The 26032-nt window shown below is 67.8% G+C and carries 25 protein-coding genes; 2 read left to right on the top strand and 23 right to left on the bottom strand.

What is annotated here, in order from left to right; genetic code table 11:
* Positions 1 to 23: 23 nt before the first annotated feature.
* The 21 genes from WS75_RS21140 to flhD form a co-directional block, all read right to left on the bottom strand.
* Entirely contained in the window at positions 24 to 833 is an 810-nt protein-coding gene (locus tag WS75_RS21140; protein ID WP_059682821.1) for a MinD/ParA family ATP-binding protein, read from the bottom strand.
* The gene (flhF, locus tag WS75_RS21135; RefSeq protein WP_059682818.1) at positions 826 to 2571 is read right to left on the bottom strand and encodes a flagellar biosynthesis protein FlhF; all 1746 of its coding nucleotides are present in this window, start codon (positions 2569 to 2571) and stop codon (positions 826 to 828) included. Before flhF ends, WS75_RS21140 begins: the two co-directional genes overlap by 8 nt.
* Positions 2568 to 4670, bottom strand: a complete 2103-nt coding sequence (flhA, locus tag WS75_RS21130) for a flagellar biosynthesis protein FlhA (RefSeq protein WP_059682816.1) — start codon at positions 4668 to 4670, stop codon at positions 2568 to 2570. The genes flhF and flhA overlap by 4 nt, the downstream gene beginning before the upstream one ends.
* Positions 4667 to 5866 carry a flagellar biosynthesis protein FlhB gene (gene flhB / locus WS75_RS21125; protein ID WP_059682814.1) on the bottom strand — a complete coding sequence of 400 codons (1200 nt, stop codon included), beginning with the start codon at positions 5864 to 5866 and terminating at the stop codon, positions 4667 to 4669. Before flhB ends, flhA begins: the two co-directional genes overlap by 4 nt.
* A gap of 305 nt (positions 5867 to 6171) precedes the next feature.
* Entirely contained in the window at positions 6172 to 6552 is a 381-nt protein-coding gene (locus WS75_RS21120) for a DUF805 domain-containing protein (protein WP_059682812.1), read from the bottom strand.
* Between the two features lie 362 nt (positions 6553 to 6914).
* Positions 6915 to 7412: a VOC family protein gene (locus tag WS75_RS21115; protein WP_059682810.1), complete on the bottom strand. Its 498-nt coding sequence runs from the start codon at positions 7410 to 7412 to the stop codon at positions 6915 to 6917.
* A gap of 162 nt (positions 7413 to 7574) precedes the next feature.
* Positions 7575 to 8825: a DUF3443 domain-containing protein gene (locus tag WS75_RS21110; RefSeq protein WP_059682808.1), complete on the bottom strand. Its 1251-nt coding sequence runs from the start codon at positions 8823 to 8825 to the stop codon at positions 7575 to 7577.
* A gap of 16 nt (positions 8826 to 8841) precedes the next feature.
* The gene (locus WS75_RS21105) at positions 8842 to 9345 is read right to left on the bottom strand and encodes a DUF2844 domain-containing protein (protein ID WP_059682806.1); all 504 of its coding nucleotides are present in this window, start codon (positions 9343 to 9345) and stop codon (positions 8842 to 8844) included.
* A gap of 276 nt (positions 9346 to 9621) precedes the next feature.
* Positions 9622 to 10353: a protein phosphatase CheZ gene (gene cheZ, locus WS75_RS21100; protein WP_059601920.1), complete on the bottom strand. Its 732-nt coding sequence runs from the start codon at positions 10351 to 10353 to the stop codon at positions 9622 to 9624.
* A gap of 1 nt (position 10354) precedes the next feature.
* Complete coding sequence (cheY, locus tag WS75_RS21095; RefSeq protein ID WP_006754880.1) at positions 10355 to 10750, bottom strand: chemotaxis response regulator CheY; 396 nt, start codon at positions 10748 to 10750, stop codon at positions 10355 to 10357.
* A 67-nt stretch (positions 10751 to 10817) separates the two neighbouring features.
* The gene (locus tag WS75_RS21090; RefSeq protein ID WP_059682805.1) at positions 10818 to 11909 is read right to left on the bottom strand and encodes a protein-glutamate methylesterase/protein-glutamine glutaminase; all 1092 of its coding nucleotides are present in this window, start codon (positions 11907 to 11909) and stop codon (positions 10818 to 10820) included.
* Positions 11906 to 12652, bottom strand: coding sequence for a chemoreceptor glutamine deamidase CheD (cheD, locus tag WS75_RS21085; protein WP_059601924.1), 747 nt, complete (start codon positions 12650 to 12652; stop codon positions 11906 to 11908). The genes WS75_RS21090 and cheD overlap by 4 nt, the downstream gene beginning before the upstream one ends.
* Positions 12649 to 13635, bottom strand: a complete 987-nt coding sequence (locus tag WS75_RS21080) for a CheR family methyltransferase (RefSeq protein ID WP_059682803.1) — start codon at positions 13633 to 13635, stop codon at positions 12649 to 12651. The genes cheD and WS75_RS21080 overlap by 4 nt, the downstream gene beginning before the upstream one ends.
* A 3-nt stretch (positions 13636 to 13638) precedes the next feature.
* The gene (locus tag WS75_RS21075; protein WP_059682801.1) at positions 13639 to 15579 is read right to left on the bottom strand and encodes a methyl-accepting chemotaxis protein; all 1941 of its coding nucleotides are present in this window, start codon (positions 15577 to 15579) and stop codon (positions 13639 to 13641) included.
* A gap of 33 nt (positions 15580 to 15612) precedes the next feature.
* The gene (gene cheW, locus WS75_RS21070) at positions 15613 to 16128 is read right to left on the bottom strand and encodes a chemotaxis protein CheW (protein WP_059601930.1); all 516 of its coding nucleotides are present in this window, start codon (positions 16126 to 16128) and stop codon (positions 15613 to 15615) included.
* A gap of 48 nt (positions 16129 to 16176) precedes the next feature.
* On the bottom strand, positions 16177 to 18384 hold the full coding sequence (gene cheA, locus WS75_RS21065) for a chemotaxis protein CheA (protein ID WP_059682799.1): 2208 nt from the start codon (positions 18382 to 18384) through the stop codon (positions 16177 to 16179).
* A 33-nt stretch (positions 18385 to 18417) separates the two neighbouring features.
* Entirely contained in the window at positions 18418 to 18795 is a 378-nt protein-coding gene (locus WS75_RS21060; RefSeq protein ID WP_059682798.1) for a response regulator, read from the bottom strand.
* A gap of 24 nt (positions 18796 to 18819) precedes the next feature.
* On the bottom strand, positions 18820 to 19839 hold the full coding sequence (gene motB / locus WS75_RS21055; RefSeq protein ID WP_059682796.1) for a flagellar motor protein MotB: 1020 nt from the start codon (positions 19837 to 19839) through the stop codon (positions 18820 to 18822).
* A gap of 13 nt (positions 19840 to 19852) precedes the next feature.
* Complete coding sequence (gene motA, locus WS75_RS21050; protein WP_059452624.1) at positions 19853 to 20713, bottom strand: flagellar motor stator protein MotA; 861 nt, start codon at positions 20711 to 20713, stop codon at positions 19853 to 19855.
* 191 nt (positions 20714 to 20904) lie between these two features.
* The gene (flhC, locus tag WS75_RS21045; protein WP_059601940.1) at positions 20905 to 21459 is read right to left on the bottom strand and encodes a flagellar transcriptional regulator FlhC; all 555 of its coding nucleotides are present in this window, start codon (positions 21457 to 21459) and stop codon (positions 20905 to 20907) included.
* A 94-nt stretch (positions 21460 to 21553) separates the two neighbouring features.
* Positions 21554 to 21874 (bottom strand): flagellar transcriptional regulator FlhD, encoded by a 321-nt coding sequence (flhD, locus tag WS75_RS21040; protein ID WP_059682795.1) that lies wholly within the window; start codon positions 21872 to 21874, stop codon positions 21554 to 21556.
* A 664-nt stretch (positions 21875 to 22538) separates the two neighbouring features.
* Between flhD and WS75_RS21035 the strand changes: the two genes are divergently transcribed.
* Positions 22539 to 23603, top strand: coding sequence for a glycosyltransferase family 4 protein (locus WS75_RS21035; RefSeq protein ID WP_059682792.1), 1065 nt, complete (start codon positions 22539 to 22541; stop codon positions 23601 to 23603).
* A gap of 110 nt (positions 23604 to 23713) precedes the next feature.
* Here the strand turns inward: WS75_RS21035 and WS75_RS21030 are convergent, their stop codons facing one another.
* Complete coding sequence (locus tag WS75_RS21030) at positions 23714 to 24010, bottom strand: H-NS histone family protein (protein WP_059682789.1); 297 nt, start codon at positions 24008 to 24010, stop codon at positions 23714 to 23716.
* 298 nt (positions 24011 to 24308) lie between these two features.
* Between WS75_RS21030 and aqpZ the strand changes: the two genes are divergently transcribed.
* Complete coding sequence (gene aqpZ / locus WS75_RS21025) at positions 24309 to 25049, top strand: aquaporin Z (RefSeq protein ID WP_059601946.1); 741 nt, start codon at positions 24309 to 24311, stop codon at positions 25047 to 25049.
* Between the two features lie 105 nt (positions 25050 to 25154).
* Here aqpZ and WS75_RS21020 read toward each other — a convergent pair whose 3' ends face one another.
* The gene (locus WS75_RS21020) at positions 25155 to 25988 is read right to left on the bottom strand and encodes a Cof-type HAD-IIB family hydrolase (RefSeq protein WP_059682787.1); all 834 of its coding nucleotides are present in this window, start codon (positions 25986 to 25988) and stop codon (positions 25155 to 25157) included.
* Positions 25989 to 26032 lie beyond the last annotated feature (44 nt).

Here is a 26032-nt window from a genome sequence, read left to right as displayed (position 1 = left end):
TCTCTCTCTCCTTCCTGTGGCGCTCACGCGGCGTGTGCCGCACCCGCCTCGTACGACGGCTTGCCGCCCGCATGCACGGCCCGGCCGGCGCCCGAACGCGGGCGCATCGGCCAGTACAGCAGGTCGGCGGCAATCTGCCGGTAATCGCGCGCGGCGGCCGACGACGGGAACGCGTCGACCGCGGTATGCATCAGGTCGCGCGCATGCTCGACGAGCGGATCGGCGCTCACGCAGCCGGCGTCGGCGATCGACACCGTCAGGTAGCGGCTCGCGACGCCCGCGAGGTTGTCGAATGCGGTCCGGGCGTCGGCGTGGCTGCCGACGTGATTGGTCAGCACGCGGAACTGCGCGACCGCGTGCGCGAAATGCAGGCGCTTCATGCACGCGTACGCCTCGGTGATCGCCTGCGCGGCGACGCGCGTGACGATCAGCACGTCGTGCGCCTCGCGCGCGAGCGGGGAGAGCGTGCCGTCGGCACCGAGCTGCGCGTCGACCAGCACGATGTCGGCCTGGCCGTCGATGAAGTCGCTCAGTTGCGAATCGCTGTAGCCGTCCCGCGCGGCCGCGCACAGGCCGAACCCGGCGGCAACGCGGGTGCGTTCGCCGTCGCGCAGCCAGGCGCCCGCGAGCGTCGCCGCGGCCGAATGCACGTCGGCGCGCTCGTCGACGACGAGCACGTCCTTGCCGAGCGCGGCCAGCGCGGCCGCGACGTTCACGACGGTCGTCGTGCAGCCGACGCCCGCCGGCCCGCCCGTCACCGCGACGATGCGCGACGCGCGCCCGGCCAGCAGGCGCCGCAGCCCTTCGGCCTGATCGATGATTCGTTTATCCAAATCGCACCTCGTGCAGCTCGGCGGTGGAACGTGCGGTCAGGGCGGAAAGCAGCGTCGGCATGTCCTCGTCTTGCGGCACGAAGGGCGAGCCGTCGCGCGGCACGCAGAACGCGCTCTTCAGCAGGAACCGGGTCGATGCGACGTACAGGTTTTCCGGCACTTTCTGGCCGGTCGACACGTAGTGGACGGGCAGCTTGTAGCGGATCACCGTGTCGAGCACGCCGCCGAGGTGGGTCGCTTCGTCGAGCTTGGTCAGGATGCAGCCGGCGAGATCGGGATACTCGGCCGCGCTGCGGTAGGCCTGGACGACCTCGTTGAGCGTGTCGCCGTGACTCGTCGCGTTGAGCAGCAGCAGGCGCTGCACCGGCGCGTTCGCGCCGTGCAGCATCGCGATCTGGTCGGACAGCGCGCGGTCGCGCTGGCTCATGCCGATCGTGTCGATCAGCACGATGTGCTTGTTGCGCAGCTCGGACAGCGCGAGCTCGAGATCGCCCGCGTCCTTCACCGCGTGCACGGGCACGCCGAGGATCTTGCCGAAGATGCGCAGCTGCTCGTGGCCGCCGATCCGGTAGCTGTCGGTGGTCAGGAGCGCAACCTTGCTCGCGCCGAAGCGCATCACGCAGCGCGCGGCGAGCTTCGCGGTGGTGGTGGTCTTGCCGACGCCGGTCGGCCCCATCAGCGCGAACACGCCGCCGCGCTCCATCAGCGCGTCTTCGCTCTCGAGCACCGGCAGGTTCGCCGCGAGCACCGACTGCGCCCATTCGGCGGCCTGCTCGAAGGTTTGCGCGTCGCCGCCGGACGGCAGGTTGTCGACGAGCATGCGCACCAACTGCGCGGAGAAGCCGGCCGAGAACAAGTGCTTGGTGAGCGCGCCGTGCACCGGGCTGCGGCGCTGGCGGTCGTGCCACATCAGGCTGTCGAACTGCTCTTCCATCATCCCGCGCATCGCGCCGAGCTCGTGCATCACGGTGTCGTTGACGATGCTCTCGATGCGCGTCTTCACCGCATCCGCCACCGCGGCCGCTGCTTCCGCGGACAGGCGCGTGCGTTCGGCCGGCTTCGCGGCGCTCGTTTCGCTCGGGCGGGCCGTGTTGGCAGCAGCACCGGCCGACGGCATCCGGCGGTCGGCGTCGCGCACGATGTCGCGCGCCCAGCCGGCCGGCGTCGCGGGCGCGGCGTCCTGCTGCGCGCGGGCCGGTGCCTGCGGTGCGGCCGGTGCGGCCTGCGCGCGGGCGATCAGCGCTTCGCGCTGCTGGGTCAGGCGCTTCGCGTGCTCGACGAGCCACGGCGCGGGTTCGGACGCTGCCGCCGGCGTGCCGGCAGCGGGCGCAGGCGTGGCCAGCGCCGGCGATGCCGCGTCCGTGGCGGCGTCGAAGGCGGCCGGTTCCGTCGCTTCGGCGCTCGCGCCGAACACCGACGAGAACACGTCCGGGAGGCCGCCTTCACCTGTCGCATACGGATTGACGGCCGGGCGCGCGAGCGCGGCACCCGGGCGCGACACGATGCCCGGAACGGCCGCTGCCGGCACGGATTCCGGCACGCGCGGCGCGAAGGTGCGCGGCCGGACGGCGGCCGGCGGCGTGACCGCGGCGAGATCCGAGTCGGCGAGTGCGACGATTTCGACGCTGCCGTCATCGAGCGTGCGGTTCGACAGCACGACGGCGTCGGCGCCGAGTGCCTCGCGCACGAGGCGAAGCGCGTCGCGGCTGGTCGCGCCGGTGAATTTGCGAATGTTCAAGCGGAACCCCCGATGACGTTAACGACTTTGATCGTGCGTGTGTCCGGCACTTCGGCATACGACAGCACTTTCAGTTGCGGCAGGCTGCGGCGCAGGAAACGCGCGAGCATCGCGCGCAGCGCGTGCTGCACCAGCAGCACCGGCGGCAGCCCGAGATTCTGTTGACGCAGCATCGCCTGTTGCGTGCCGGTCAGAAGGTTGTGCGCGAGGCCGGGCTCGAGGCCCGGGTTCGCGCCGGTGGCGAGCGCCTGCGACAGCACGCGCTCGAGATTCGAATCGAGGCCCATCACCTGCATCTCGCCCGAGCCCGGATACCACTGCTGCGTGATCGCACGGCCGAGCGACAGCCGCACCGCGGCGGTGATCTCGAACGCGTCGCCGCGGCCCGCGTGTTCGGACACGGCCTCGAGGATCGTGCGCATGTCGCGGATCGGCACGCCTTCCTCGAGCAGGTTCTGCAGCACTTTCTGCAGCGTCGTCAGCGAGATCGTCTTCGGCACGAGGTCCTCGACGAGCGACGGCGCGTCCTTGCCGGTGCGCTCGACCAGCGCCTGCACTTCCTGGCGGCCGAGCAGTTCGGCCGCGTGCTGGACGACCAGATGGTTCAGGTGCGTCGCGACGACCGTGCTCGCATCGACGACCGTGTAGCCGTACACCTGAGCCTGCTCGCGCATCGCGACGTCGATCCACACGGCGGGCAGCCCGAATGCCGGGTCCTGCGTCACGGCGCCCGGCAGCGCGGCCGTCACCTGGCCCGGGTTGATGGCGAGCCACTGGCCCGGGAACACTTCGCCCGCGCCGATCTCGACGCCCTTCAGCGCGATCCGGTAAGCGTTCGGCCGCAGTTCGAGGTTGTCGCGGATGTGGATCACCGGCGGCAGGAAGCCGATCTCCTGCGCGAATTTCTTGCGGATGCTCTTGATGCGCTTGAGCAGTTCGCCGTCGCTGTTCTTGTCGACGAGCGGAATCAGCCGGTAGCCGACCTCGAGGCCGAGCGGATCGATCAGCTGCACGTCGTCCCAGGTCGCCTCGTGGCTGTCGCCCGGCAGCGCGGCGGGCGGTGCGATCTCGGTCACGTCGCCGGCCGCCACGCGGGCCGCCGCGCGGCGGACCTGCGTGCGGGCCAGCCAGATCGCGCCGCCGCCGAGCGCGAGGAACGCGAAGTGCGGCATGCCCGGGATCAGCCCCATCAGCCCGATGATCGCGCCGGTGATCGTCAGCACGCGCGGGTTGGTGAACAGCTGGCCGGTGATCTGCGTGCCGATGTCCTCGTCGGTCGCGACGCGCGACACGATCACGCCGGCCGCCGTCGAAATCACGAGCGACGGGATCTGTGCGACGAGGCCGTCGCCGATCGTCAGCAGCGTGTAGTTGGTGCCGGCCGCGGCGAACGACATGTCGTGCTGCACCATCCCGACGATCAGCCCGCCGATCACGTTGATCGCCATGATGATCAGGCCCGCGATCGCGTCGCCGCGCACGAACTTCGACGCGCCGTCCATCGACCCGTAGAACTCGGCTTCCTGCGACACGGCGAGGCGCCGCTTGCGCGCCTGCTCTTCGTTGATGAGGCCCGCGTTCAGGTCGGCGTCGATCGCCATCTGCTTGCCCGGCATCGCGTCGAGCGTGAAGCGCGCGGACACTTCGGCGATCCGCCCCGCGCCCTTGGTGATCACCATGAAGTTGATGATCATCAGGATCACGAACACGATGATGCCGACCGCGAAGTTGCCGCCGACGAGGAAGTGGCCGAACGCCTCGATCACCTGGCCGGCCGCGTCCGGGCCGGTGTGGCCCTCGAGCAGCACGACGCGCGTCGACGCGACGTTCAGCGACAGGCGCAGCAGGGTCGAGAACAGCAGCACGCTCGGGAACGCCGCGAAGTCGAGCGGCTTCATCGTGTACATGCTGACGAGCAGCACCATCACCGACAGCGCGATGTTGAACGTGAACAGCAGATCCAGCAGCAGCGGCGGCAGCGGCAGGATCATCATCCCCAGGATCATGCAGATGAGGATCGGGCCCGCGAGCGCGCGCAGGTTGGTGCCGGCGAACGGATTCTGGCGTTTGGCGAAGAAGCCGGTGGTCGGGGTGCTCATGCTGCGTTTCCTTGCTTGCCGACCGTGTCTTCGGCTTCCTCACGCTCGTCGTCGGCCGCTACCGACGACCCCTTGTCGAGGTCGGCCGGCACGTCGAGATCGACCGGCGCGGCCGGGAAGGCGCCGCCTTCCGAGCGGAAGCGCCGCAGCTGGTAGACCCACGCGAGCACCTCGGCGACGGCCGAGTACAGCGAGCCGGGAATCTCGCGTTCGAGTTCGACGTTGTGATACAGCGCACGCGCGAGCGGCGGCGCTTCGAGCAGCGGCACGTTGTGCTCGGCCGCGAGTTCGCGGATGCGCGCGGCGACGAGGTTCACGCCCTTCGCGACGACCTTCGGCGCGCGCATTTCGCCGTCCGTGTACTGCAGTGCGACGGCGAAGTGCGTCGGGTTCGTGACGACCACGTCGGCCTTCGGCACGGCGGCCATCATCCGGCGCCGCGCGATCGCGCGCTGCTGCTGGCGGATGCGGCCCTTCACGTGCGGATCGCCTTCGTTCTCGCGATGCTCGCGCTTCACTTCTTCCTTCGTCATGCGCAACTTCTTGTTGTACTGCCAGAGTTGGTAAGGCACATCGAGCGCGGCGACCACCAGCATCCCGGCGACCGTCGTGCCGCAACACACGGCGACCAGATGCAGCGCGTCCGCGAGCGCCGAGCCGAGCGGCTGGGTCGCGAGGCCGAGCAGTTCGTCCTTGCTGCGCCAGATCGCGATCCCGCCGATCCCGCCGACGACGAGCGTCTTCGCGAGCGACATCCCGAGCTGGATCGGCCCCTGGATCGAGAACATCCGGCCGAGGCCGGCGATCGGGTTCAGGCGGTCGAACTTGAGTTCGAAGGTCTTCTGCGAGATCAGCCAGCCGCCGAGCGCCATCGGCGCGAGCAGCGCGGCGAGGCCGGTGAGCGCGAGGATCGGCAGCAGCGCGGCGAGGCCTTCGACGCTCGCGCTGCCGGCCGCCGACAGCATCCGGTGCGTGTCGAACGCGGTCGCGCGATCGAACGCGAACGCGCCGCGCAGCATCGTCTGGAGATGGGCGCCCGACGGACCCGCGAGCAGCCACGCACCGTAAAACCCGGCCGCGAGCAGCGCGAACGAAGCCAGTTCGCGCGAACGCGCGACCTGCCCCTCCTCGCGCGCCTTCTCGCGGCGCCTCGGAGTGGCGGCTTCGGTTCTGTCGAGATCGCTCTCGTCTGCCACGGTGCCTCCAGTCGGGTACGGCGAAATGCCGCTTTCCAGTGACACCGATTATTCATGCGCACGTCAAACGCCGATCGGTCGAGCAAAGCCGGGAAAGGGGGGTATTTCGGAGAATCGGGCGAGCCGGTGCAGCGGGAGGTCGCGGGCAGGCGCGGGAGGCCGGGAGGCGGTGGAAACCGCGTTCGCGGGCGGACGCGGTGACGCGGATGAAGGGGTAAAGCGGGGAATCGGGAGATCGAGGCGGCCGTGGCGCGATCGTCGGGCCGCCCCGACGCGACGGCGTCGCGCGTCGAGGCGGGCGGCGCTCAGATCGCCGGAATCGGATCCAAGCCGAAACGGTTCGGTCCGTTGGTGCCGCGCGAGCACATCCACACGAGCAGCATGATTCCGCCGACGATTGGAATGAACGCGATCAGCAGGAACCAGCCGGAGCGGCCCGTATCGTGCAGGCGGCGGACGGTGACCGCGAGGCTCGGCAGCACCAGCGCAAGCGACACGACGGCCGCGACGATCATCAGCAGCAGCGAGAGCGCGCTCGCGTCGCGCCCCACCATGGTGATCGCCTGGCAGATGATCGACACGACGCTGGTCAGCAACGCGAAATACCAGTATTCGGCACGGCGCGCGCGGCCCTCGAATTTCGCGTATTGATTGAGTGCGGAACGAACGGCCTCGGTGAAATTCATTTTATTGCCCTCATGTTTTATATCGGCGATCCCGTCAACATCGCGGGCATTATAAGTTTGAATTTCCGAGCCCTGCATCTCTTTTCGCGTGCCGACAGGCTCTCACGCGCGCTCTGGCATAACTGGCGCGGCTTCAGCGGCGCCATGCCGTATCGCCTGCGGGCGTGTCACGTCATTTTTATAATCGCGACGTCCGGACGAAAACAACCGTCAGATAATCCATGATTTGATTACACCCGCATGAAACGCACTGCGATCGATAATCGAATCGATCGTTCTGCGCGCATTTACCGGCCGGCCGGGAATATCGCCGTGCGTCGCGTGCGCACGCCGAAAACGGTGCGTGCCGGCCGGCGTTCGCGCTAGCCTGCCGCCGCCTGCTCGAGCATGTGGAGATCGAGCTTCTTCATCTTCATCACCTGCGCCATCACGCGCTCGGCACGTGCCGGATCGCCCGCCATCAGTTCGGGCATCTGCACGGGCACCACTTGCCACGACACGCCGAAGCGGTCGCGCAGCCAGCCGCACTGCTGCGCGCGCTCGTCGCCGCCTTCGGCCAGGGCCGTCCAGTAGCGGTCGATCTCCTGCTGGTCGCGGCAGTTGACGACGAACGACACGGCCGGCGTGAGCGGAAACGCCGGGCCGCCGTTCAGCGCGAGAAACGCCTGCCCGTCCAGTTCGAACGACACCGTCATCACCGCGCCCTCCGCCTGCCCGGACGCCTGCGCGCCGGACTTGCCGTAGCGGGCGACGTGCAGGATGCGCGCGTTGTCGAACACCGACACGTAGAAGTTCGCGGCCGCCTCGGCGTCGTGGTCGAACCACAGAAACGGCGTGATGCGTTGAATACGCTGGCTCATGGCGCTGTCTCCTCGATGTCGTGCCGGCACCGGTGCCGGACTTATATCGTAGGCGCTGTGCCGGCACGGCGCGGCTGCCCGGCGCGTCGTGCGTCGCCGCCGACGAAGGCGAAAAAAAAGGGGCGATCGCTCGCCCCCTTTTTGCTCGCCGTTCGTGCGCGGTCAGAACGCGACGTAAGGCTGCGCGCCGCCGCTGCCGGTCCGGTCCATCCCGATGTAGATCGTCTTGCCGTAGAAGTGCGGCATGCCGAGATCGAGCCACCCGGCTGGGCCGAACGGGCCGGCGATGTCGTTGAACGCGAACGTCGACGAATTCGAGAACAGCGCATCAGCGTTCGCGACGGGCATCGACACGCCGCCCGATGTCCCGTTCTTGCCGGTCAGCGTCGCCGTATAGGTGGTCGTCGACGACGGGCAATAGAACTGCGTATTGGTCGAGCAGGTCTTCTGCGACGAATCGTTGAAGAAGTACGCGTTCGAACCCGTATCGAAGAACGCGGTCACGCTGCCGCCGAGGAACGTCGCATCGACGTCGCCCGCCGTCGTCGACGTCAGCACCGTCGACGCCCCGAGCGCGTTGTTGCTCTGCGTATTGATCCCGAACGTCAGCAGGCCCGTCGCACTGCTCTGCCCGCTGCTCGAGATGCTCGGCATCTGCACGATCACGCCGTTGTTGTCGGTCGCGAAGCGCTGGACCGGGTTGGCCACCTGCTGCGCAACCGGCACCAGCGCCACCGCGCAGCTCGAATTGCCGTTCGGGCACGCGTAGTAGTTGTTGGAGGTCGCCGACGTCGACGTCGCGCAGCTCGTGCCGCAGTCGACCGGCGCCGGCCCGATGCCGAGGATGCCGTTTGCACCGAGATCGCTGGCCGTGTTGGCCGACGTTCGGGCGCCGTTGTTCGAGCAGGAACTCGGCACGTTGCTGGTGCCGAGATCGCCGATGATCTGCACCGGCAGGGAGCCCGCCTGCTCGGAGCCGATCGACAGGTCGACGGTGCGCACCGAGCCCCACGTGAAGCTCGACACGAACTTGCCGCACTCGGCCACGGGTGCGCCGCCGCTCGTCGTCTGCGGCAGGTTGTTCAACACACCCGACGACAGCGCGCTGCTGACCAGCCGCAGCCCGTACGACGCCGTATCGACGAGCACGTTGTTGACCACCTGGCAGTTCGTCGTGCCCGGCACGCAGATCTTCACGTTGACGGTCGGGATGTTGATCACATGCGCGACGCCGGTGCCGACCGTGATCACGGCCGTGTTCGCCGTATTGCCGTCGGATACGCTGGAGCCGCCGCCATTGCCGCTCCCGCCGTTGTTGTCATCGCCGCCGCCGCAGGCGGTCACGAGCATGGCCGTCGCGGCCGCGACGCTCAGCAGGCCGAGCCAGCGCTTGAAGGTACGAGGAATTCGCAAGATCGCTCTCCCGCTGTCACTGGATGTCGTTGCCGGTCAGCCCGGCAGGCAGCGCCGTCGGCAGCCACGCCTGGCCCGCGAAGGCGCCCATGTGGCCGCCCGTGCGGATCACGAGGCCGCTCGTATCGACGGACACGGGCGCGCGCCAGCCGCGCGCCGCATGCGCGACCTGGACGCCGGCGGTGTACTGCGGGAAATAGCTGCCGAGCAGCGACTCGAGGTCCGGCATGCTCGGCCCGCGCCAGGCGAGGCCGAACACGGTGCCGGCCGCGGTCGTGTATTCGTGGATGACGGTGCCCGATCCGAGCGTGATCTCGCGGACGGTGTAGGCGGCCGCGTTCGCCTGCGCGCCGTCGGCGGAGCGCATCGCGCGCTGCAGCGCGCGCACCGTGGCAGCGTGATCGTCCGCGGGAGGCGACATCGGCGCGCCGCCCAGTTCGGCCTGTGCGTGGACGGTCCACAGCACACCCATTGCGGCCGTCGCGTGCGCGGCGGCCCAGCCCAAGCGTTTCAGCTTCACGTTCCCCCCCAAGGGACTGGCTTCGTTGCCGGCGCGCCGCCGTCAGATCGGGCGCCGCCAGTCAACAAATGAAAGTCTTAACAATGACGCTTCATTGCTGCTGACGCGTAGTATGCCTGCGGAGTGTGCCGCAGTGTCAAATCAACGTGGCATGACGCAACGCAACATGCCATGCGGCACGACCCGCACGTGGGGGCTCGTGTGACAAGCATCGGGAAAGCCATGCGCACCGGGCCGCTCCGCGATCGGGCGCGGCGCCGATGCGATGCGGCAGGATCAGAAGCCGAGACTCGCCAGCAGGTCGTCGACCTGCGCCTGATCCTGCACGACGTCGGACTTGCCTTCCGGCGCGATCTGCGGCCCGTTCAGCAGCGACTCGGGGCTGCCGGTCGCGCTGATCTGCTCGGCCGCGAGCGCGGCCGCGGTCGCCGCGAACTGCTCGCGCCGCTCGGGTGCGATGTTCTCAACGAGCACGGTGAGCAGCTGCTGCTCGATCAGGTAGACCATGTCCATGATCTTCTTGATCACCTGCCCGGTCAGGTCCTGGAAATCCTGCGCGAGCATGATCTCGAGCAGCTGCGCGCTGGTCGCCGACGCCGCCTCCGGCAGCGCGCGCAGGAACGTGCGCGTGTCGTCCATCAGCTCGCGCACTTCCGCGTGCTCGATCGGTGCCGCATACCACTGCGCCCAGCGCGCATCGAGCGCCTCGGCCTCGTTCTGGATGCGCTCCTGCATCGGCTTGGCGACCTCGATCGCGTTCAGCACGCGCTCGGCCGCCTGCTCGGTCATCGTCGCGACGTAGCGCAGCCGGTCGCGCGCATCGGGCACGGCTTCCGCCGCGCGCTCGACATGCTTGTCGAGCCCGAGCTCGCGCATCGAATCGCGCAGCGTGCGCGTGACGTGGCCGATGCGCGCGAGGATCCGGTCGCTCGCGTAATCGGCGCCTTCGGCGTGGCCGTCGGCGTTGATTGCCGCGCCGGCGAGCGCCGCATGGATCGGCTCGTTCACGTCAGCTCCCGGCCTTGGCCATCTTGTCGATGATCTTGTTCAGCTTCTCGTCGAGCGTCGCGGCCGTGAACGGCTTCACGACGTAGCCGCTCGCGCCTGCCTGCGCGGCCGCGATGATGTTCTCCTTCTTCGACTCCGCCGTGACCATCAGCACCGGCAGGTGCGTGAGGGTCGCGTCCGCGCGGATTTCCTTCAGCATCGCGAGGCCGTCGAGGTTCGGCATGTTCCAGTCGGAGATCACGAAGTCGAAGCCGCCGCCGCGCAGCCGCGCGAGGCCGGCCGCGCCGTCCTCGGCTTCGTCGACGTTCGTGTAGCCCAGTTCCTTGAGCAGGTTGCGGACGATCCGGCGCATCGTCGGGAAATCGTCCACCACCAGGATTTTCATGCTCTTGTCCATCGTCGTTCCTTTGCAGATTCGTTACCGTCGGGGCCCGCAGCATCGCACCTGCCCCGTGACATTTCATTCAGACGCGCTGTACGCGGTCGCCCATCGTCGCCAGTCGCGCCATCACGCGCCGGCTCATCTCGGAAAGCGGCGCGACCTCGTCCGCGCCGCCGAGCGCGATCGCCTCGCGCGGCATCCCGAACACGATGCAGCTCGCCTCGTCCTGCGCGAACGTGTGGGCGCCCGCGCGCTTCATGTCCAGCAGGCCGGCCGCGCCGTCGCGGCCCATCCCCGTGAGGATCACGCCGATCGCGTTCTTGCCCGCGTGCTGCGCCGCCGAGCGGAACAGCACGTCGACCGACGGGCGGTGCCGGTTCACCGGCGGCTCGTCGGACAGCTGCGCGATGTAGTTCGCGCCGCTGCGCGCGAGCAGCAGGTGCGCGTGGCCCGGCGCGATGTACGCATGGCCCGGCAGCACGCGCTCGCCGTGTTCGGCTTCCTTCACCGCGATCCGGCACAGGCCGTTCAGCCGCTGCGCGAAGGACTTCGTGAAGCCGGGCGGCATGTGCTGGGCGATCAGCACCGCCGGCGCATCCGGCGGCAGCGGCGTCAGCACCTCGCGGATCGCCTCGGTGCCGCCCGTGGACGCGCCGATGATGATCAGCTTCTCGGTACTGACGAGCGGGTTGTTGACCATCGGCGCGGCCGGCTGGCCGCTCGCCGTGCGCGCGGCGGCCTGCGGCTGCGGCGCCTGGCGCACGCGCGCGCGCGATGCCGCGCGGATCTTGTCCGCGAGCTTTTCCGCGTAGTCGAGCATGCCGTCGCGAATCCCGACGCGCGGCTTCGTGACGAAATCCACCGCGCCGAGTTCGAGCGCGCGCAGCGTGATCTCGGAGCCGCGCTCGGTCAGCGACGACACCATCACGACCGGCATCGGCCGCAGGCGCATCAGCTTCTCGAGGAAGTCGAGCCCGTCCATGCGCGGCATTTCGACGTCCAGCGTCAGGACGTCCGGGTTGTGCTGCTTGATGAGCTCGCGCGCGACGAGCGGATCGGGCGCGGTCGCGCACACTTCCATGTCGGGCTGGCTGTTGATGATCTCCGTCATCAGGCTGCGGATCAGCGCCGAGTCGTCGACGCACAACACTTTGATCTTCTGCACTGCGGTCATGCCTCCTGCTTTCTCGAAAGGTTGGCCGCATACGGGCTGCCGGCCTTCGTGTTCGTCGTCTGCGCGCCCGTGCCGCCGCGTGCGCCGAACAGCTCGATGCGCGGGCGTGCCGGCGGCGGCGCGGCCGGCCGCTTCGCCGCGAACAGCTCGACGTGCGCGCGCTGCCGGTCGGCGCGCACGCGGTCGGCCTCGCGCGCCAGCGCGGCTTCGCGCTCGGTCACGCCCGGCACCTGCAGCCGCAGCTTCTTCACCATCGCGCGGCCGGTGCGCGGCATGAACGCGACCTTGCGCGGGTGCACGCCCTGCAAGTCCTCGGCGGTGATGCGGATGCGTTCGAGCGCCAGATAGCGGCGCACGAAATCCGCGTTGCGGTCGCCGATGTTGATGGTCGTCATGCCGGCCAGCACGGCCGCGCCGCCGAACACCTTCGCCTCGAAGCGCTCGCGGCGCCCGCCGGCCTTGATCAGTTCGTTGATCAGCACTTCCATCGCGTACGCGCCGTAGCGCATCGACTCCGACGCGGCCGCGCCGGCATCGGCGCCGTCGTCGGGCAGCATGAAGTGATTCATCCCGCCGATGCCCGCCAACGGGTCGTGCAGGCACGCGGCGACGCACGAGCCGAGCACGGTCATCAGCACCATGTCCTCGGACGTCGTGTAGAACTCGTTCGGAAGCAGCTTCACGCCCGGGCGTTCGAAGTGGTTGTCGAAGTAGCGATTGGTCGCGATCGGCAGGGCGCTCATCCGCGTTCTCCGTAAGCGGGCGCGGCGAGCGCGGCACGCGCATGGGCGCGCGGCGGCACCGGCGCGGCCGGCGCGGCGCCGCGCGGGCGCAGGCCCGGCGCGGCATCGCGCGTCAGTTCGTACACCGTCTGCCCGCGCAGCCGGAACGCCTGCGAGACGTACGTGAAATTCTCCGAATGCCCGGCGAACAGCAGGCCGCCCGGCTTCACGAGCGGCTCGAAGCGCGACAGCACCTGCCCCTGCGTCGGCTTGTCGAAATAGATCATCACGTTGCGGCAGAAGATCGCGTCGAACGGCTTCGCGATCCCGTAGTCGGCATCGGTCAGGTTCAGCTGCTCGAAGCGGATCATCGCGCGCAGTTCCGGGCGCACCTTCACGCGGCCGGCCTGCGCGCCCGTGCCTTTCAGGAAGAAGCGCTTGAGCCGCTCCGGGCTCAGGTGCTTGACCTGGTCGTACGTATAGATGCCGGCCTCGGCCTTCGCGAGCACCTGCGTGTCGAGATCGGTCGCGAGGATCGATGCGCCGCGTGCGGCCGATTCGCCGAGCGCCTCGATCAGCGTGATCGCGATCGAGTAAGGCTCCTCGCCGGTCGACGCCGCCGAGCACCACACCGACACGGGCGCCGCGCGACCCTTCACGAAGTCGGCCAGGATCGGGAAATGGTGCGCCTCACGGAAGAACGCGGTCAGGTTCGTCGTCAGCGCGTTGGTGAACGCTTCCCACTCGAGCGGATCGTCCTCCTGCTCGAGCAGGTCGAGGTAGTCGCGGAACGTGTCGAGGCCGCGTGCGCGCAGCCGGCGTGCGAGCCGGCTGTACGCCATGTCACGCTTGTGCTCGGACAGCGAAATGCCCGCGCGTTGATGGATCAGCGCGCGGATGCGTGCGAAATCCGCGCCGGTGAACGCGAAGTCGCGCCCCGGCTCGCCCGCGCGGGGCGAGGCATCCGGTGCATCAGGTCGAAACGGTGCGCGCGCGGACGGCATGGCTTAGAAAGTCTCCCAGTCGTCGTCGGACGTGCCGGCCGCCGCCATCGCCGGCTTCTCGCCGTTCAGCGCGGGGCGCATCAGTGCGGGCTTCTCGGCAGGCTTCTGCGCCGGTGCGGCGGCCGCCTTCGCGAGACGCGGGCCATAGCCGCCCGCGGCCGGCGCTTCCTTCGATGCGCGTGCGGCAGCGGCGTCCGGCGCGCGCTTCGTGTCGTGGCTCGCGGCCGGTGCCGCGGCATGCGGCGCCGGTGCGGCGCGACGGGCCGGCTGCACCGCAGCCTGCGGTGCCGGCAGTGCGGCCGGCGAGGCTTCGTGACGCTGCGCCGTCGGCAACGCCGGTGCGTGCGCGGCCGGGCGTGCAGCATTGCGCGCCGGCGCGAGCGCGATGCCGCCCGCGACGCGCCACTCCGACACGATCGCCTTCATCTGGCGCGTCTGCTCCTCGAGCGATGCGGCCGCGGCCGCTGCCTGCTCGACGAGCGCCGCGTTCTGCTGCGTGACCGAATCCATCTGGCCGACCGCGCGGTTGACCTGCTCGATGCCGGTCGACTGCTCTTCCGACGCGGCGCTGATCTCGCCCATGATGTCGGTCACGCGGCGCACGGCCTGCACGATCTCGTCCATCGTCGAGCCGGCCCGCGCGACGAGCGCCGACCCGCTTTCGACCTTCTCGGCCGAGTCGCCGATCAGCTGCTTGATTTCCTTCGCGGCGCTCGCGCTGCGCTGCGCCAGCGAGCGCACTTCGCCCGCGACCACCGCGAAGCCGCGGCCCTGCTCGCCCGCGCGCGCGGCTTCGACCGCCGCGTTCAACGCGAGAATGTTGGTCTGGAACGCGATGCCCTCGATCGTGCCGATGATGTCGACGACCTTGCCCGAGCTCGCCGCGATGTCCTGCATCGTCGACACGACCTGGCCGACCACCTCGCCGCCCTGCGTCGCGATGTCGGACGCGTTCACCGCGAGCTGGCTCGCCTGCCGCGCGTTCTCCGCGTTCTGCCGCACGGTGCCGGTCAGCTGCTCCATGCTCGATGCGGTTTCCTGCAGCGACGCGGCCTGCTCTTCGGTGCGCTGCGACAGGTCGGTGTTGCCGGTCGAGATTTCGCGCGCGCCGACGTCGATCGACTCCGTGCCGCGATGCACGGCCTGCACCATCGTCGTCACGGCGTCCTGCATCCGCTTGATGCCGCCGAACAGGCGGCCGATCTCGTTCGTGCTGAACACGTTCACCGGCTGCGTGAGGTCGCCGCCTGCGATGCGCTCGAAGTGCGCGATCGCGTCTTCGAGCGGCTTCACGATCAGGCCGCGCAGCGCGAAGCGGATCGCGATCACGACGGCGAACGCGATCGCGATGCCGGCCGCGATCAGGCCGATCATCAGCGAGATCTGCGACTGCGTCGCGGCCTGGCGCTCTTCCGCGCGCTTCTGCAGCGATGCGACCACGGCCGACGCGGCCTGGTCGTACGCGACGAACATCGGGCTGATCTTCGTGTCTGCGACCGCGTGGTACGCGGCCATGTCGCCCGCGCGCGCGGCCGCGAATTCGGGCTCGACGCCTTCCTTCACGATCGTCGTGTAGCGGGCGGTGAGCTCGTCGATGAGCGCCTGCTCGACCCCGAGCTTCGGCGTCGACTGGAACGCCTGCCAGTTCTGGTTCGACTTCGCGTACAGCTCCTGCGCGCGGTCGAGCACCTTGCCGGCGTCGGCCGTGTTGCCGGCTTCGGTCAGCGAGCGGAAGCGATCGAGCGACACGCGCGCGCGCAGCAGGTAAGACGACGTGTCGTCGAGCGTATGGATCGCCGGCAGGTCGACGTGCGCGATCTCGTCGAGCGAACGGCTCGCGTGATTGAGCGCGTAGAGGCCGAGCCCGCCGACCGCGGCGGCCAGGCACACGAGGATGAGTCCGACCGCCGTCAGCGTCGTGCGGATCGACCAGTTATGCAACATTGCAGATTCTCCCGAAATTCCTGCCCGGCGTGCTTACCCGCCGAGCGTCTCGATCAGCGCCATTTCACGGCTCGACATCAGCTTCTCGATGTCCATCAGGATCAGCATCCGGCCGTCGACCGTGCCGAGGCCCGTCAGGTACTCGGTCGTCAGCGTCGCGCCGAATTCCGGCGCCGGCATGATCTGGTCGGTCTGCAGCGTCAGCACGTCCGACACGCCGTCGACCACCATCCCGACCACGCGGTTCGACACGTTCAGGATGATCACGACGGTCTGGTGGTCGTACTCCACGCGGCCGAGATGGAACTTGATCCGCATGTCGACGATCGGCACGATGATCCCGCGCAGGTTGATCACGCCCTTGATGAATTCGGGCGCGTTCGCGATGCGCGTGACGCTGTCGTAGCCGCGGATTTCCTGCACCTTCAGGATGTCGATCCCGTATTCCTCGTCGCCGAGCGTGAAGACGAGGAACTCCTGGCCCGTCGCATCGCCCTGCTCCGCGTCGCGGCGGCTGGTCGCCGCGTTCGCAGCGGCCGTATTGATCATTTGGACTTCAGCAGACACGTTTGCCCCCAATCGGTTGAATGGCGAGAGTCAGAAGATTGCGAGCTCGGCGCCGGCTCGGGCGCCGTGCGTCGCACGGGTTTCACGGTTCAGCGCCGCGACGTCGACGATCAACGCGACGCTGCCGTCGCCGAGGATGGTCGCCGCCGAGATGCCGTGCACCTTGCGGTAGTTCGTTTCGAGGTTTTTCACGACCACCTGCTGCTGGCCGACCAGCTCGTCGATCAGCATCGCGAAGCGGCGCCCCTCGGTTTCCATGATCGTGACGATCCCCTGGGTCGGATCGGTACGCGCGTCCTCGACCGAGAACACCTCGTGCAGCGCGACGAGCGGCAGGTATTCACCGCGCACGCGCACCACGCGCTCGCCGTTGCCGACCGTGTAGATGTCGTCGTTCGACGGCTGCAGCGACTCCATCACGAAGTTCAGCGGCAGGATGAAGATCTCGCTGCCGACCTTCACCGACATCCCGTCGAGAATCGCGAGCGTGAGCGGCAGCACGATCCGCGTGGTCGTGCCGCGGCCGGCCTGCGACGAGATCTCGACGTGGCCGCCCATCGACTGGATGTTGCGCTTCACGACGTCCATCCCGACGCCGCGGCCCGACACGTCGGTCACCGTCTCGGCGGTCGAAAAGCCCGGCGCGAAGATCAGTTGCCAGACTTCGTCGTCGCTGATGTTGTCGGATACCTGCATCCCCTGCTTCGCGGCCTTCGCGAGAATCCGCTCGCGGTTCAGGCCGCCGCCGTCGTCGCTGACCTCGATCACGATGTTGCCGCCGTGATGCGCGGCCGACAGCACGAGCTGGCCGACCGCGTCCTTGCCCGCGGCGATGCGTTTGTCGACGGTCTCAATCCCGTGGTCGAGGCTGTTGCGCACGAGGTGCGTGAGCGGGTCGATGATCCGCTCGATCAGGCTCTTGTCGAGCTCGGTCGCCTGGCCGAACGTGACGAGCTCGACCTGCTTGCCGAGCTTGCCGGCCAGGTCGCGCACGAGGCGCGGGAAACGGCTGAACACGTAGTCCATCGGCATCATGCGGATCGACATCACCGCTTCCTGCAGATCGCGCGCGTTGCGTTCCAGTTGCGCCATCCCGTTGAACAGGCGGTCGTGCAGTGCCGGATCGAACGCGCTCGCCGTTTCCGCGAGCATCGCCTGCGTGATCACGAGTTCGCCGACCAGGTTGATCAGCTGGTCGACCTTCTCGACGCCGACGCGGATCGAGCTGCCTTCGGCGCCCGATGCGGCGGCGGCCGGGCGCGGACGCTTGTCGTCGTGGTGCGCGGCAGCGTGGGCAGCGGGCGCGGCGGGTTCGGCCTGCGGTTGCGGCGCCGGTTGCGCGGCGGCGCTCGGCTGCGCCGGCGCTTGCGGTGCGGCGGCCGGTGCGGCACCGGGGGCTTGCGCGAATACCTCGACGCGTGCGGCCGGCTCCGGCGCCGCGGCCGTTTCGAGCGCGGCCGGCGCGACGGCAGGCGCCGCCGGTGCGGCCGGCGCGGTGCCGCGCGCGATGCGGATCTGGCTGTCGTCGATCACGAAACAGCACACGGCGACGATGTCGTCGGACGGCACGTCCGATTCGAGCCACAGCGTCAGGTTCGCGCCCGCTTCCTCGCGGCCGACGATCCGGCCGAGATTGCCGAGTTCCTCGGTGAGCAGCGCCTGGTCCTTCGCGTCGACGCCGACGAGCGTGATCTTCAGGTGCGGGCCGCCCGCGCCGGCATCGTCCGCCGGATGCGCGGCCGCGACGGCCTGTTCGACCACGTGATCGGGCACGCGGTCGTCGGCGGAAGGCGCCGGCGCCGGTGCGGCCGCTTCGGCCGGTACGACGGCCGCGGGTCCATCCGCGCCGCTCTCGGCCTTCAGGCGTTCGAGCTTCGCGCAGATCGTCGCGGCAGCCGCCGCGTCCGGTTCCGCGCTCGCGCGATAGTCGACCAGCTGGGCGGACAGCACGTCCTTGGTCTCGAGGAATGCGTCGACCATTTCCTTGGTCAGCGTCAGCTCATGGTTGCGCGCGCGGTCGAGCAGCGACTCGAGGATGTGGGTCGTCTCGGTCAGCGCGGAAAAGCCGAAGGTCGCCGCGCCGCCCTTGATCGAATGCGCGGCGCGGAAGATCGCGGCCAGGTCCTCGGGGTCGGGCGAGCCGACGTCGAGGTTGAGCAGCAGTTGCTCCATCTGCGCGAGCAACTCGTCCGCTTCGTCGAAAAAGGTCTGGTAGAACTGCGTGATGTCGAGAGTCATGCCCGGTCACCGGTTGGATTCGTCGCGTTCATGTCAGGAGGCGGTCTGTTCGGACAGCGTCGCGACCAGGTCGATCAGTACGGCCGGGTCGATCGGCTTCTCGATCCAGCCGGTCGCGCCCGCGTCGCGCGCGGCGTCCTTGAAGGCATCGCTGCCTTCGGTGGTCAGCACGAGGATCGGCGTGTCCGCGTAGGCCGTCAGCTTGCGCAGCGCGGCGATCACCTCGAGCCCGCTCTTGCGCGGCATGTTCTGGTCGGTCAGCACCAGGTCGTACGGCACGGTGGCCGCCATGTCGAAGCCGGCTTCGCCGTCCGGCGCCACCGTCACGTCGTAGCCGGCCTGCGCCAGCGTCGCCTGCAGCAGCGCACGCATGGTCGCCGAGTCGTCGATGGCGAGAATGGTTCGGATCATGTCTGTCTCGAAATCTTGGAAACGTCAGGGTTTCGGTGCCACGGCGACGGCGCTCGCCAGCGCCGGTCGCGCGGCCTGCGCCGGGCTGCCGAGCTGCTGGGCCAGCAGCTTCGAGCCCGCCGCGTCGGCCGACAGCGTCGTGGTCGTCGCGTCGTCGCGCATCAGCGCGTCTTCGGATTTGCGGTTCAGCACGATCACGCTGATCCGGCGGTTTTCCGGATCGAGCGGATCGGCCTTGTTCAGGTTCTGCGTCGACGCGAGACCGAGCACGCGCAGCACCTTCGCCTCGTCCATGCCGCCCGCGATCAGTTCGCGGCGCGACGCGTTCGCGCGGTCGGCCGACAGCTCCCAGTTGCTGTAGCCGCCCTCGCCGCCCGCGTACGGCACCGCGTCGGTGTGGCCCTGGACGATGATCCGGTTCGGCACGTCGTTCAGCGTCTTGCCGATCTCGCGCAGGATGTCGCGCATGTACGGCTCGACATGATCGCTCGACATCGCGAACATCGGCCGCTTCTGCGTATCGACGATTTCGATGCGCAGCCCCATCAGCGTCGAATCGATACGGATCTGCTGCTTGAACTGGCGCAGCGTCGGGTTCGCCTCGATCGCCGCCATCAACTTGATCTGCAGGTCGTGCAGGCGCGCCTGCTCGAGCCGGTCCTGCGCGCCCTGCGCCTGCGAGCGCGTCTTGTCGTCGCCGGCCTTCGCGACGCGGTCGGCGAGCGACGTCGTGCCGTCGGTGCGGCGCAGCGTGCCGGCGTCGACGCTCGACAGGTCGCGGCCGCCGCCGTTGATGATGCTCGAGTCCTGCGAGCTGCGATCGCCGCTGCCGAACAGCGCGGCCTTCAGCGGCGTGTTGAAGTACTCGGCGATCCCCTTCAGCTGCACCGGCGTGACCGAGCTCAGCAGCCACATCAGCAGGAAGAACGCCATCATCGCGGTCATGAAGTCCGCATAGGCGAGCTTCCATGCGCCGCCGTGGTGGCCCTTCTTCTGCGGGGCCACCCGTTTCACGACGATTGCGCGATCCTTGCTCTTGCTCATAGAACGCTCCGCGTCACTTCGCCTTCACGCGGCGCACGTGCTCTTCGAGCTCGGTAAACGACGGCCGCTCGGTCGAGAACAGCACCTTGCGGCCGAACTCCACCGCGATCGCCGGCGCATAGCCGTTCAGGCTCGCGAGAATCGTCACCTTGATGCACTGGAACATCTTGGTCGACTCGGCCACGCGCTGCTCCGCGAGGCTCGCGAGCGGCCCGATCAGCCCGTACGACAGCAGGATGCCGAGGAACGTGCCGACCAGCGCCTGCGCGATCATCGCGCCGAGCACCGCGGGCGGCTTGTCGGCGGATGCCATCGTATGCACGACGCCCATCACCGCCGCGACGATCCCGAACGCCGGCATCGCGTCGCCGACGCGCATCAGCGCGTGCGCGGGGCCCTCGCCTTCGGCGTGGTGCGTCTCGATCTCCTCGTCCATCAGGCTCTCGATCTCGAACGCGTTCATGTTGCCGCCCACCATCAGGCGCAGGTAGTCGGTCAGGAATTCGACGATGTGGCGATCGGCGAGGATCTTCGGGTATTGCGTGAAGATCGGGCTCTTGTCCGGATCGTCGATGTCGGCCTCGAGCGTCAGCGTGCCTTCCTTGCGCGCCTTCGCGAGCAGCACGTACAGGAGCGCCATCAGCTCCATATAGACGTCCTTGGTGTACTTCGAGCCCTTGAAGAGCGTCGGCAGCACACGCAGCGTCCCCTTGATGGTCTTCATGCCGTTGCCGAGGATGAACGCGCCGACGCCCGCGCCCGCGATCATCAGGATCTCGACCGGCTGGATCAATGCGCCCAGATGCCCGCCTGCCAGCGCGTAACCGCCGAAGACGGACAACAGCGTCACGAGTGTTCCCACGATAATCAGCACTGCCTGTCCCTCACGAATGACCGGCGGGGAGACCGCCGTTAATCAGGTTTACGGCAGTCGGCAGGAAAACTTTCGCGGCCGCGCCGTGGCCGCGCGGCGGTGTTTACCAGCAAGCCGCGCCCGGTTCGCGCGGCGAGCGGCAGCCGTGCGGCGGCCGCTCGCGCCCCGCCCAGCCCTGCCCGGCCCGGCGCTCAGGCCGCGGCGGCGGACAGCTCGGCGCGTGCGGCGGCAGCCTTGCGGGTCTTGCCCGCGCGCGACGGCGGCTGGCACAGGCCGCACACGAAACCTTGATGCGGATCATGCGCATGCGCGACAAAGTGGCCGCCGCAGCGCGTGCACGGGGTCATCTGCAGCATCCCCGAGTCGAAGAAGCGCACCAGCGTCCATGCGCGCGTGAGGCTCAGCGCGGCCTCGTCGCCGGACAGCTTCACGTGCTCCTGATAGAGCCGGTACGCCTTCACGATCGACTGGATCGGCTCGCAGCGGCCGTGGTCCTGCATGAACCGGTAGATGTTGTAGAACAGCGACGAGTGAATGTTCGGCTGCCACGTCATGAACCAGTCGGTCGAGAACGGCAGCATCCCCTTCGGCGGCGACGCGCCCTTCAGCTCCTTGTACAGCTTGATCAGGCGATCGCGCGACAGGCTCGTCTCCGCCTCCAGCAGTTGCAGCCGGGCGCCCAGTTCGATCAGTTCGATGGCGAGGGTGATTTCCTTCACCTCGATCACGACGCTTTTGCTTGCCATGGTGAATAACCGTCCGCTTGACGTTGTTCGGATGAGTGGCCAAGACGCTGCCTGCCGGCGCGGCGCGCCGAGACAAACGCAAGGCGGGGAGGGATCAGCGGACGCTTTCGACCGGCTGGCCGGCCATCAGGATGGCCGAATGCGCGTGCGTGACGACGTCGCTGCGCCCCTTGTCGGCGAGCGACGACAACAACGCGTGATCGTCGAAGCGGAAGCGGCACAACATCTGGTTCGATGCAGCGAGCTTCACGGTCTGGGCGAGCGTGAGGTTCGCGAGCACATCGGCCAGTTCCTCGGAAACTCCCATGCGGAACATGCCCATCGCTTTGTCTTCCCGCAGCAGGCGCTGCGCGAGGAGGAGGTACGACAGGTTCACCTCTTTGATCTCACTGAGCATATCGCTGTTAGCGCTCATGATTCCCCCGTTAAGAGCTTTGCTTTGGCCTTTCATGTTATGAAAACGTTTGCTCGATCAGGCCCCACTGGGCACACCGTCGGCACGTTTATATTCTTACAGGGCGAATTTTGGCCAAACGGCATTTATGCCGGTATCAGCGAAGTGGCGTGTGCCGCGCAGGATTTGTCTGTAAACCGTGTAGGAATTTTTCCGACAAGGCGAATTGAAAGGAAACAAACGGGGGGCGAATGACGCGCGAATTCGTCGACGATGCGGTCCGACATGGGACGAATCCGGCTGAAGGCCTTCCGGCAAGGCTGCCGGGAAGTGAATCCGAAAAATTATAGTGGTTTTTCACGATAGCGCAACAATTCTCGTTGCCGTATCGCTTTATGATTCCGCACCCTTTTTTTCGGGGTTTTCGCGTATTTCACGGTGTAACAAGCCTTAAGTGTTTGAAAAAACACTCGAACCCCTGAAGGCGATATCGATAATGGACTCCAATGGGCGGCGGCGGGAGCCGCGCCGGCCCGCCCCGCAGCTTGCCGCCCGGCCTCCCGCGCACCGCGCCCCGGACCGGGCCACGTACCGCCGAGCGCGTGCGTCGGCGAGTTCCGCAACCCTGCATCGGACCAGCATGCGCACTCGAGCGCCCCTCGCTGGTCGACATCGGAGAACGCCCATGCGTATTGCCCAGATCGCGCCCCTTTACGAAGCCGTCCCGCCGAAACTCTATGGCGGCACCGAGCGTGTCGTGTCCTACCTCACCGAGGCGCTCGTCGAGCTCGACCACGACGTGACGCTGTTCGCGAGCGGCGACTCCGTCACGTCCGCCCGTCTCGAGGCGGCATGGCCGCGCGCACTGCGGCTCGACCCGTCGATCCGCGATTCGATGGCGCCCCATATGCGCCTGATCGAGCAGGTCGCCCGAGTCGCGCACGAATTCGACGTGCTGCACTTCCACCTCGACTACCTGCCGTTCTCGCTGATGTCGCGCCTCGATACGCCTTATGTGACGACGCTGCACGGCCGCCTCGACCTGCCGGAGCTGAAGCCGGTGTTCGACGCATTCCCGGACGCGCCGGTCGTGTCGATCTCGAACAACCAGCGCAAGCCGCTGCCGCAGGCCGCCTGGGCCGGGACCGTGTATCACGGGCTGCCCGACACGCTGCTCACGCCGCAACCGGACGTGAAGCCCGAATACCTCGCGTTCCTCGGCCGGATCTGCCCCGAAAAGCGAGTCGACACCGCGATCCGGATCGCCGCGCAAAGCGGGCTGCCGCTGAAGATCGCCGCGAAGGTCGACAAGGCCGACGCCGACTACTTCAAGGAAGTGATCGAACCGCTGCTCGGCGAGGCGCACGTCGAATTCATCGGCGAGATCAACGAGGCGCAGAAGCCGGCGTTCCTGTCCGGCGCTAAGGCGCTGCTGTTCCCGATCGACTGGCCGGAGCCGTTCGGCCTGGTGATGATCGAGGCGATGGCCTGCGGCACGCCGGTCGTCGCGTTCAACCGCGGCTCGGTGCCGGAAGTGATCGAGGACGGCGTGACCGGCTTCATCGTCGAGGACGTACAGGGCGCCGTCGGTGCGCTGCACCGGATCGACAGCCTGTCGCGCGACGCGATCCGCGCACGTTTCGATACGCGCTTCAGCTCGAAAGCGATGGCGCAGCGTTATGTCGAAACTTACGAATCGCTTTGCACGGCGGCAAAACGGCCGGCCTTACGCCAAGTCGCGGGCGCCTGATGCCGAAATTCGTCAGGAAATAATCGGTAAAATTCGCGCCGAAATCGGCGTGAGAATTCCGAAAACGCCAAAGAGCCGCATCGTCGATGCGGCTCTTTGTTTTTGCGCGGTCATTCGATCAGGAAACGATCGCGGTTTTTCCCGACGATCCAATTCGGCGGCTTGCCGCGCCCGCTCCAGGTTGCCCCCGACTTCGGATCGCGGTATTTCGGGGGCAGCGGCGTCTTTTTAGGCGGACGGCCGCGCCGCGCTCGCTCCGCGAAGCCCAGGTCCTCGGCCGTCAGGCCATATTCGGCAATCATTCGCTGGACGTCGGCAATCACCGCCGCCACTTCCTGGCGACGCACGTCCTCCGCCTGGGCTTGCAACTCGGCGATTTGCGCCTTGATTTTCGCGTATTGAGACATTTTTCGACTCCCCTTTTCCATGATGCAGCTCCGGCGAGCTCGACCGGAACGCCAACATCCGTTACGTCATCGTACCGCCGCCCTGCTCTTCGAAATTAATGCTGTCATCTTTAACCGATTCGTCGATATCGAGAATGCGGACTTATTCTAATAAAAGCCATTCGCCAGCCATTCGGATTTAACAATCGTTGACCCTCTCGAACCCGATTCATTTCCTATAATCCAGACCAATTCCGGGCGTCGGAATAACTCATCCGGTCGTCCGTTTGTCTTCAACCCACTTGAACGAGGTCCTTACATGAATCTTTCTCAGCGTCTGGCTGCAGAGGTATTCGGCACGTTCTGGCTGGTGCTCGGCGGGTGCGGAAGCGCCGTGCTGGCCGCCGCCTTTCCGGGCCTCGGCATCGGCTTTGCCGGCGTCGCACTCGCCTTCGGCCTGACCGTGCTGACGATGGCATTCGCGATCGGCCATATTTCGGGCTGCCACCTGAATCCGGCGGTGAGCGTCGGCCTGACGGTCGCCGGCCGCTTCCCGGCGCGCGATCTCGCGCCGTACATCGTTGCGCAGGTGGTCGGTGCCACGCTGGGTGCATTCGTGCTGTACCTGATCGCGACCGGCAAGCCGGGCTTCGACGTCGTCGGCAGCGGCTTTGCGACGAACGGCTTCGGCGAGCGCTCGCCCGGCCACTACTCGCTCGGCGCGGCATTCATTTGCGAAGTCGTGATGACGGGCTTCTTCCTGTTCGTGATTCTCGGCGCCACCGACAAGCGCGCGCCTGCCGGCTTCGCGCCGATCGCGATCGGCCTGTGCCTGACGTTGATCCACCTGATCTCGATCCCGGTCACCAATACGTCAGTCAACCCGGCCCGCTCGACCGGCCCGGCGCTGTTCGTCGGCGGCGAGGCGATCGGCCAGCTGTGGCTGTTCTGGGTCGCGCCGATCATCGGTGCGGCAATCGCAGGGATCGTCTATCCGCTGATCGCAGGGCGCGACGATGCCGTCGGCCTGCTGCCCGCATCCGCTCGCACCAACGAATAAAACACTACGGGGTCACGCGAGCAGAGCAGCGAGCCTCACGCTGTCGAACAACATAGAGGCAGGTAATTTGAACGGGCGCCGCTGGCGCCCGTTTTTCATGGCCGCTCAGGAAGCGGCGACACCGTCGAGGGTGTCCTCGAGCGCGAACAGCGTGCGCAGGTGACGGGCGACGCCCGCGTCGAAGTTGTTGCCGATTCGCGGGATGTGCGGCAGGTGCGCGATCAGGTCGGGGTTCGCGTTGTTCATCATGAACGCGTGACCGGCCGTTTCGAGCAGATCGATGTCATTCATGTTGTCGCCGAACGCAATGCAGTGACCGGTATCGACGCCGAGCCGCGCGAGCACCGCACGCAGCGCGCGACCCTTCGACACGTTGGCGGCCATCACTTCGAGACAGTCGGGCAGCGAGTACGTGACGTACAGCGCATCGCCGAACCGCACGCGCATCTGCTCGGCGACCACCGCCAGATCGGCCGGCTCGCCGATGTACAGCACCTTCGCGATATCGGCGCCGTCGTGCGCGGACATGTCGATCACGTCGTACCGGAATCCCGAATCCTGGTGGAATTCGAGCAGGTGCGGCGCGTCGCGGTCGATCAGCCAGCCGCGGTCGGTAAACAGGTTGACGATCACGCGCCCGTGCGCGCCGGTCACACCCGGCTGCACGAGGCCGCGGACGATCGCGGGATCGATGTCCTGCGCGTGGATCGCCGTGTCGTCCGGCGCATGCACGCGCGCGCCGTTCGACGTGATCAGGTACGGCCGAATGCCCAGCACGTCCCGGATGCCGGCGACGTCCGCGTAGTGGCGCCCCGTCGCGATCACGAACTGCAGGCCGTCGCGGTCGAGCCGGCGGACGGTCTCGATCGTGTACGGATCGAGCTGGTGGTCGCTGTTCAGCAGGGTGCCGTCGAGATCGGTGGCGATGACTTTGTACATGGGGACGGGTGAATGGCGCGCGGGACGCTGCGGAACCGCCATTT

The organism is Burkholderia sp. FL-7-2-10-S1-D7 (assembly GCF_001524185.1).
Classification (GTDB): domain Bacteria; phylum Pseudomonadota; class Gammaproteobacteria; order Burkholderiales; family Burkholderiaceae; genus Burkholderia; species Burkholderia diffusa.
The sequence above is the reverse complement of the archived record's forward strand: the minus strand, read 5'-3'. Positions and strand labels throughout refer to the sequence as shown.

What these genes read in the sequence shown, in the direction of transcription:
- flhA (WP_059682816.1), bottom strand. Translation starts at nt 4,670, where the DNA reads ATGAGCACCCCGACCACCGGCTTCTTCGCCAAACGCCAGAATCCGTTC.
- WS75_RS21120 (WP_059682812.1), bottom strand. Translation starts at nt 6,552, where the DNA reads ATGAATTTCACCGAGGCCGTTCGTTCCGCACTCAATCAATACGCGAAA.
- WS75_RS21115 (WP_059682810.1), bottom strand. Translation starts at nt 7,412, where the DNA reads ATGAGCCAGCGTATTCAACGCATCACGCCGTTTCTGTGGTTCGACCAC.
- cheY (WP_006754880.1), bottom strand. Translation starts at nt 10,750, where the DNA reads ATGGACAAGAGCATGAAAATCCTGGTGGTGGACGATTTCCCGACGATG.
- WS75_RS21090 (WP_059682805.1), bottom strand. Translation starts at nt 11,909, where the DNA reads ATGACCGCAGTGCAGAAGATCAAAGTGTTGTGCGTCGACGACTCGGCG.
- cheD (WP_059601924.1), bottom strand. Translation starts at nt 12,652, where the DNA reads ATGAGCGCCCTGCCGATCGCGACCAATCGCTACTTCGACAACCACTTC.
- WS75_RS21080 (WP_059682803.1), bottom strand. Translation starts at nt 13,635, where the DNA reads ATGCCGTCCGCGCGCGCACCGTTTCGACCTGATGCACCGGATGCCTCG.
- WS75_RS21075 (WP_059682801.1), bottom strand. Translation starts at nt 15,579, where the DNA reads ATGTTGCATAACTGGTCGATCCGCACGACGCTGACGGCGGTCGGACTC.
- cheW (WP_059601930.1), bottom strand. Translation starts at nt 16,128, where the DNA reads ATGATCAATACGGCCGCTGCGAACGCGGCGACCAGCCGCCGCGACGCG.
- cheA (WP_059682799.1), bottom strand. Translation starts at nt 18,384, where the DNA reads ATGACTCTCGACATCACGCAGTTCTACCAGACCTTTTTCGACGAAGCG.
- WS75_RS21060 (WP_059682798.1), bottom strand. Translation starts at nt 18,795, where the DNA reads ATGATCCGAACCATTCTCGCCATCGACGACTCGGCGACCATGCGTGCG.
- motB (WP_059682796.1), bottom strand. Translation starts at nt 19,839, where the DNA reads ATGAGCAAGAGCAAGGATCGCGCAATCGTCGTGAAACGGGTGGCCCCG.
- flhC (WP_059601940.1), bottom strand. Translation starts at nt 21,459, where the DNA reads ATGGCAAGCAAAAGCGTCGTGATCGAGGTGAAGGAAATCACCCTCGCC.
- flhD (WP_059682795.1), bottom strand. Translation starts at nt 21,874, where the DNA reads ATGAGCGCTAACAGCGATATGCTCAGTGAGATCAAAGAGGTGAACCTG.
- WS75_RS21035 (WP_059682792.1), top strand. Translation starts at nt 22,539, where the DNA reads ATGCGTATTGCCCAGATCGCGCCCCTTTACGAAGCCGTCCCGCCGAAA.
- WS75_RS21030 (WP_059682789.1), bottom strand. Translation starts at nt 24,010, where the DNA reads ATGTCTCAATACGCGAAAATCAAGGCGCAAATCGCCGAGTTGCAAGCC.
- aqpZ (WP_059601946.1), top strand. Translation starts at nt 24,309, where the DNA reads ATGAATCTTTCTCAGCGTCTGGCTGCAGAGGTATTCGGCACGTTCTGG.
- WS75_RS21020 (WP_059682787.1), bottom strand. Translation starts at nt 25,988, where the DNA reads ATGTACAAAGTCATCGCCACCGATCTCGACGGCACCCTGCTGAACAGC.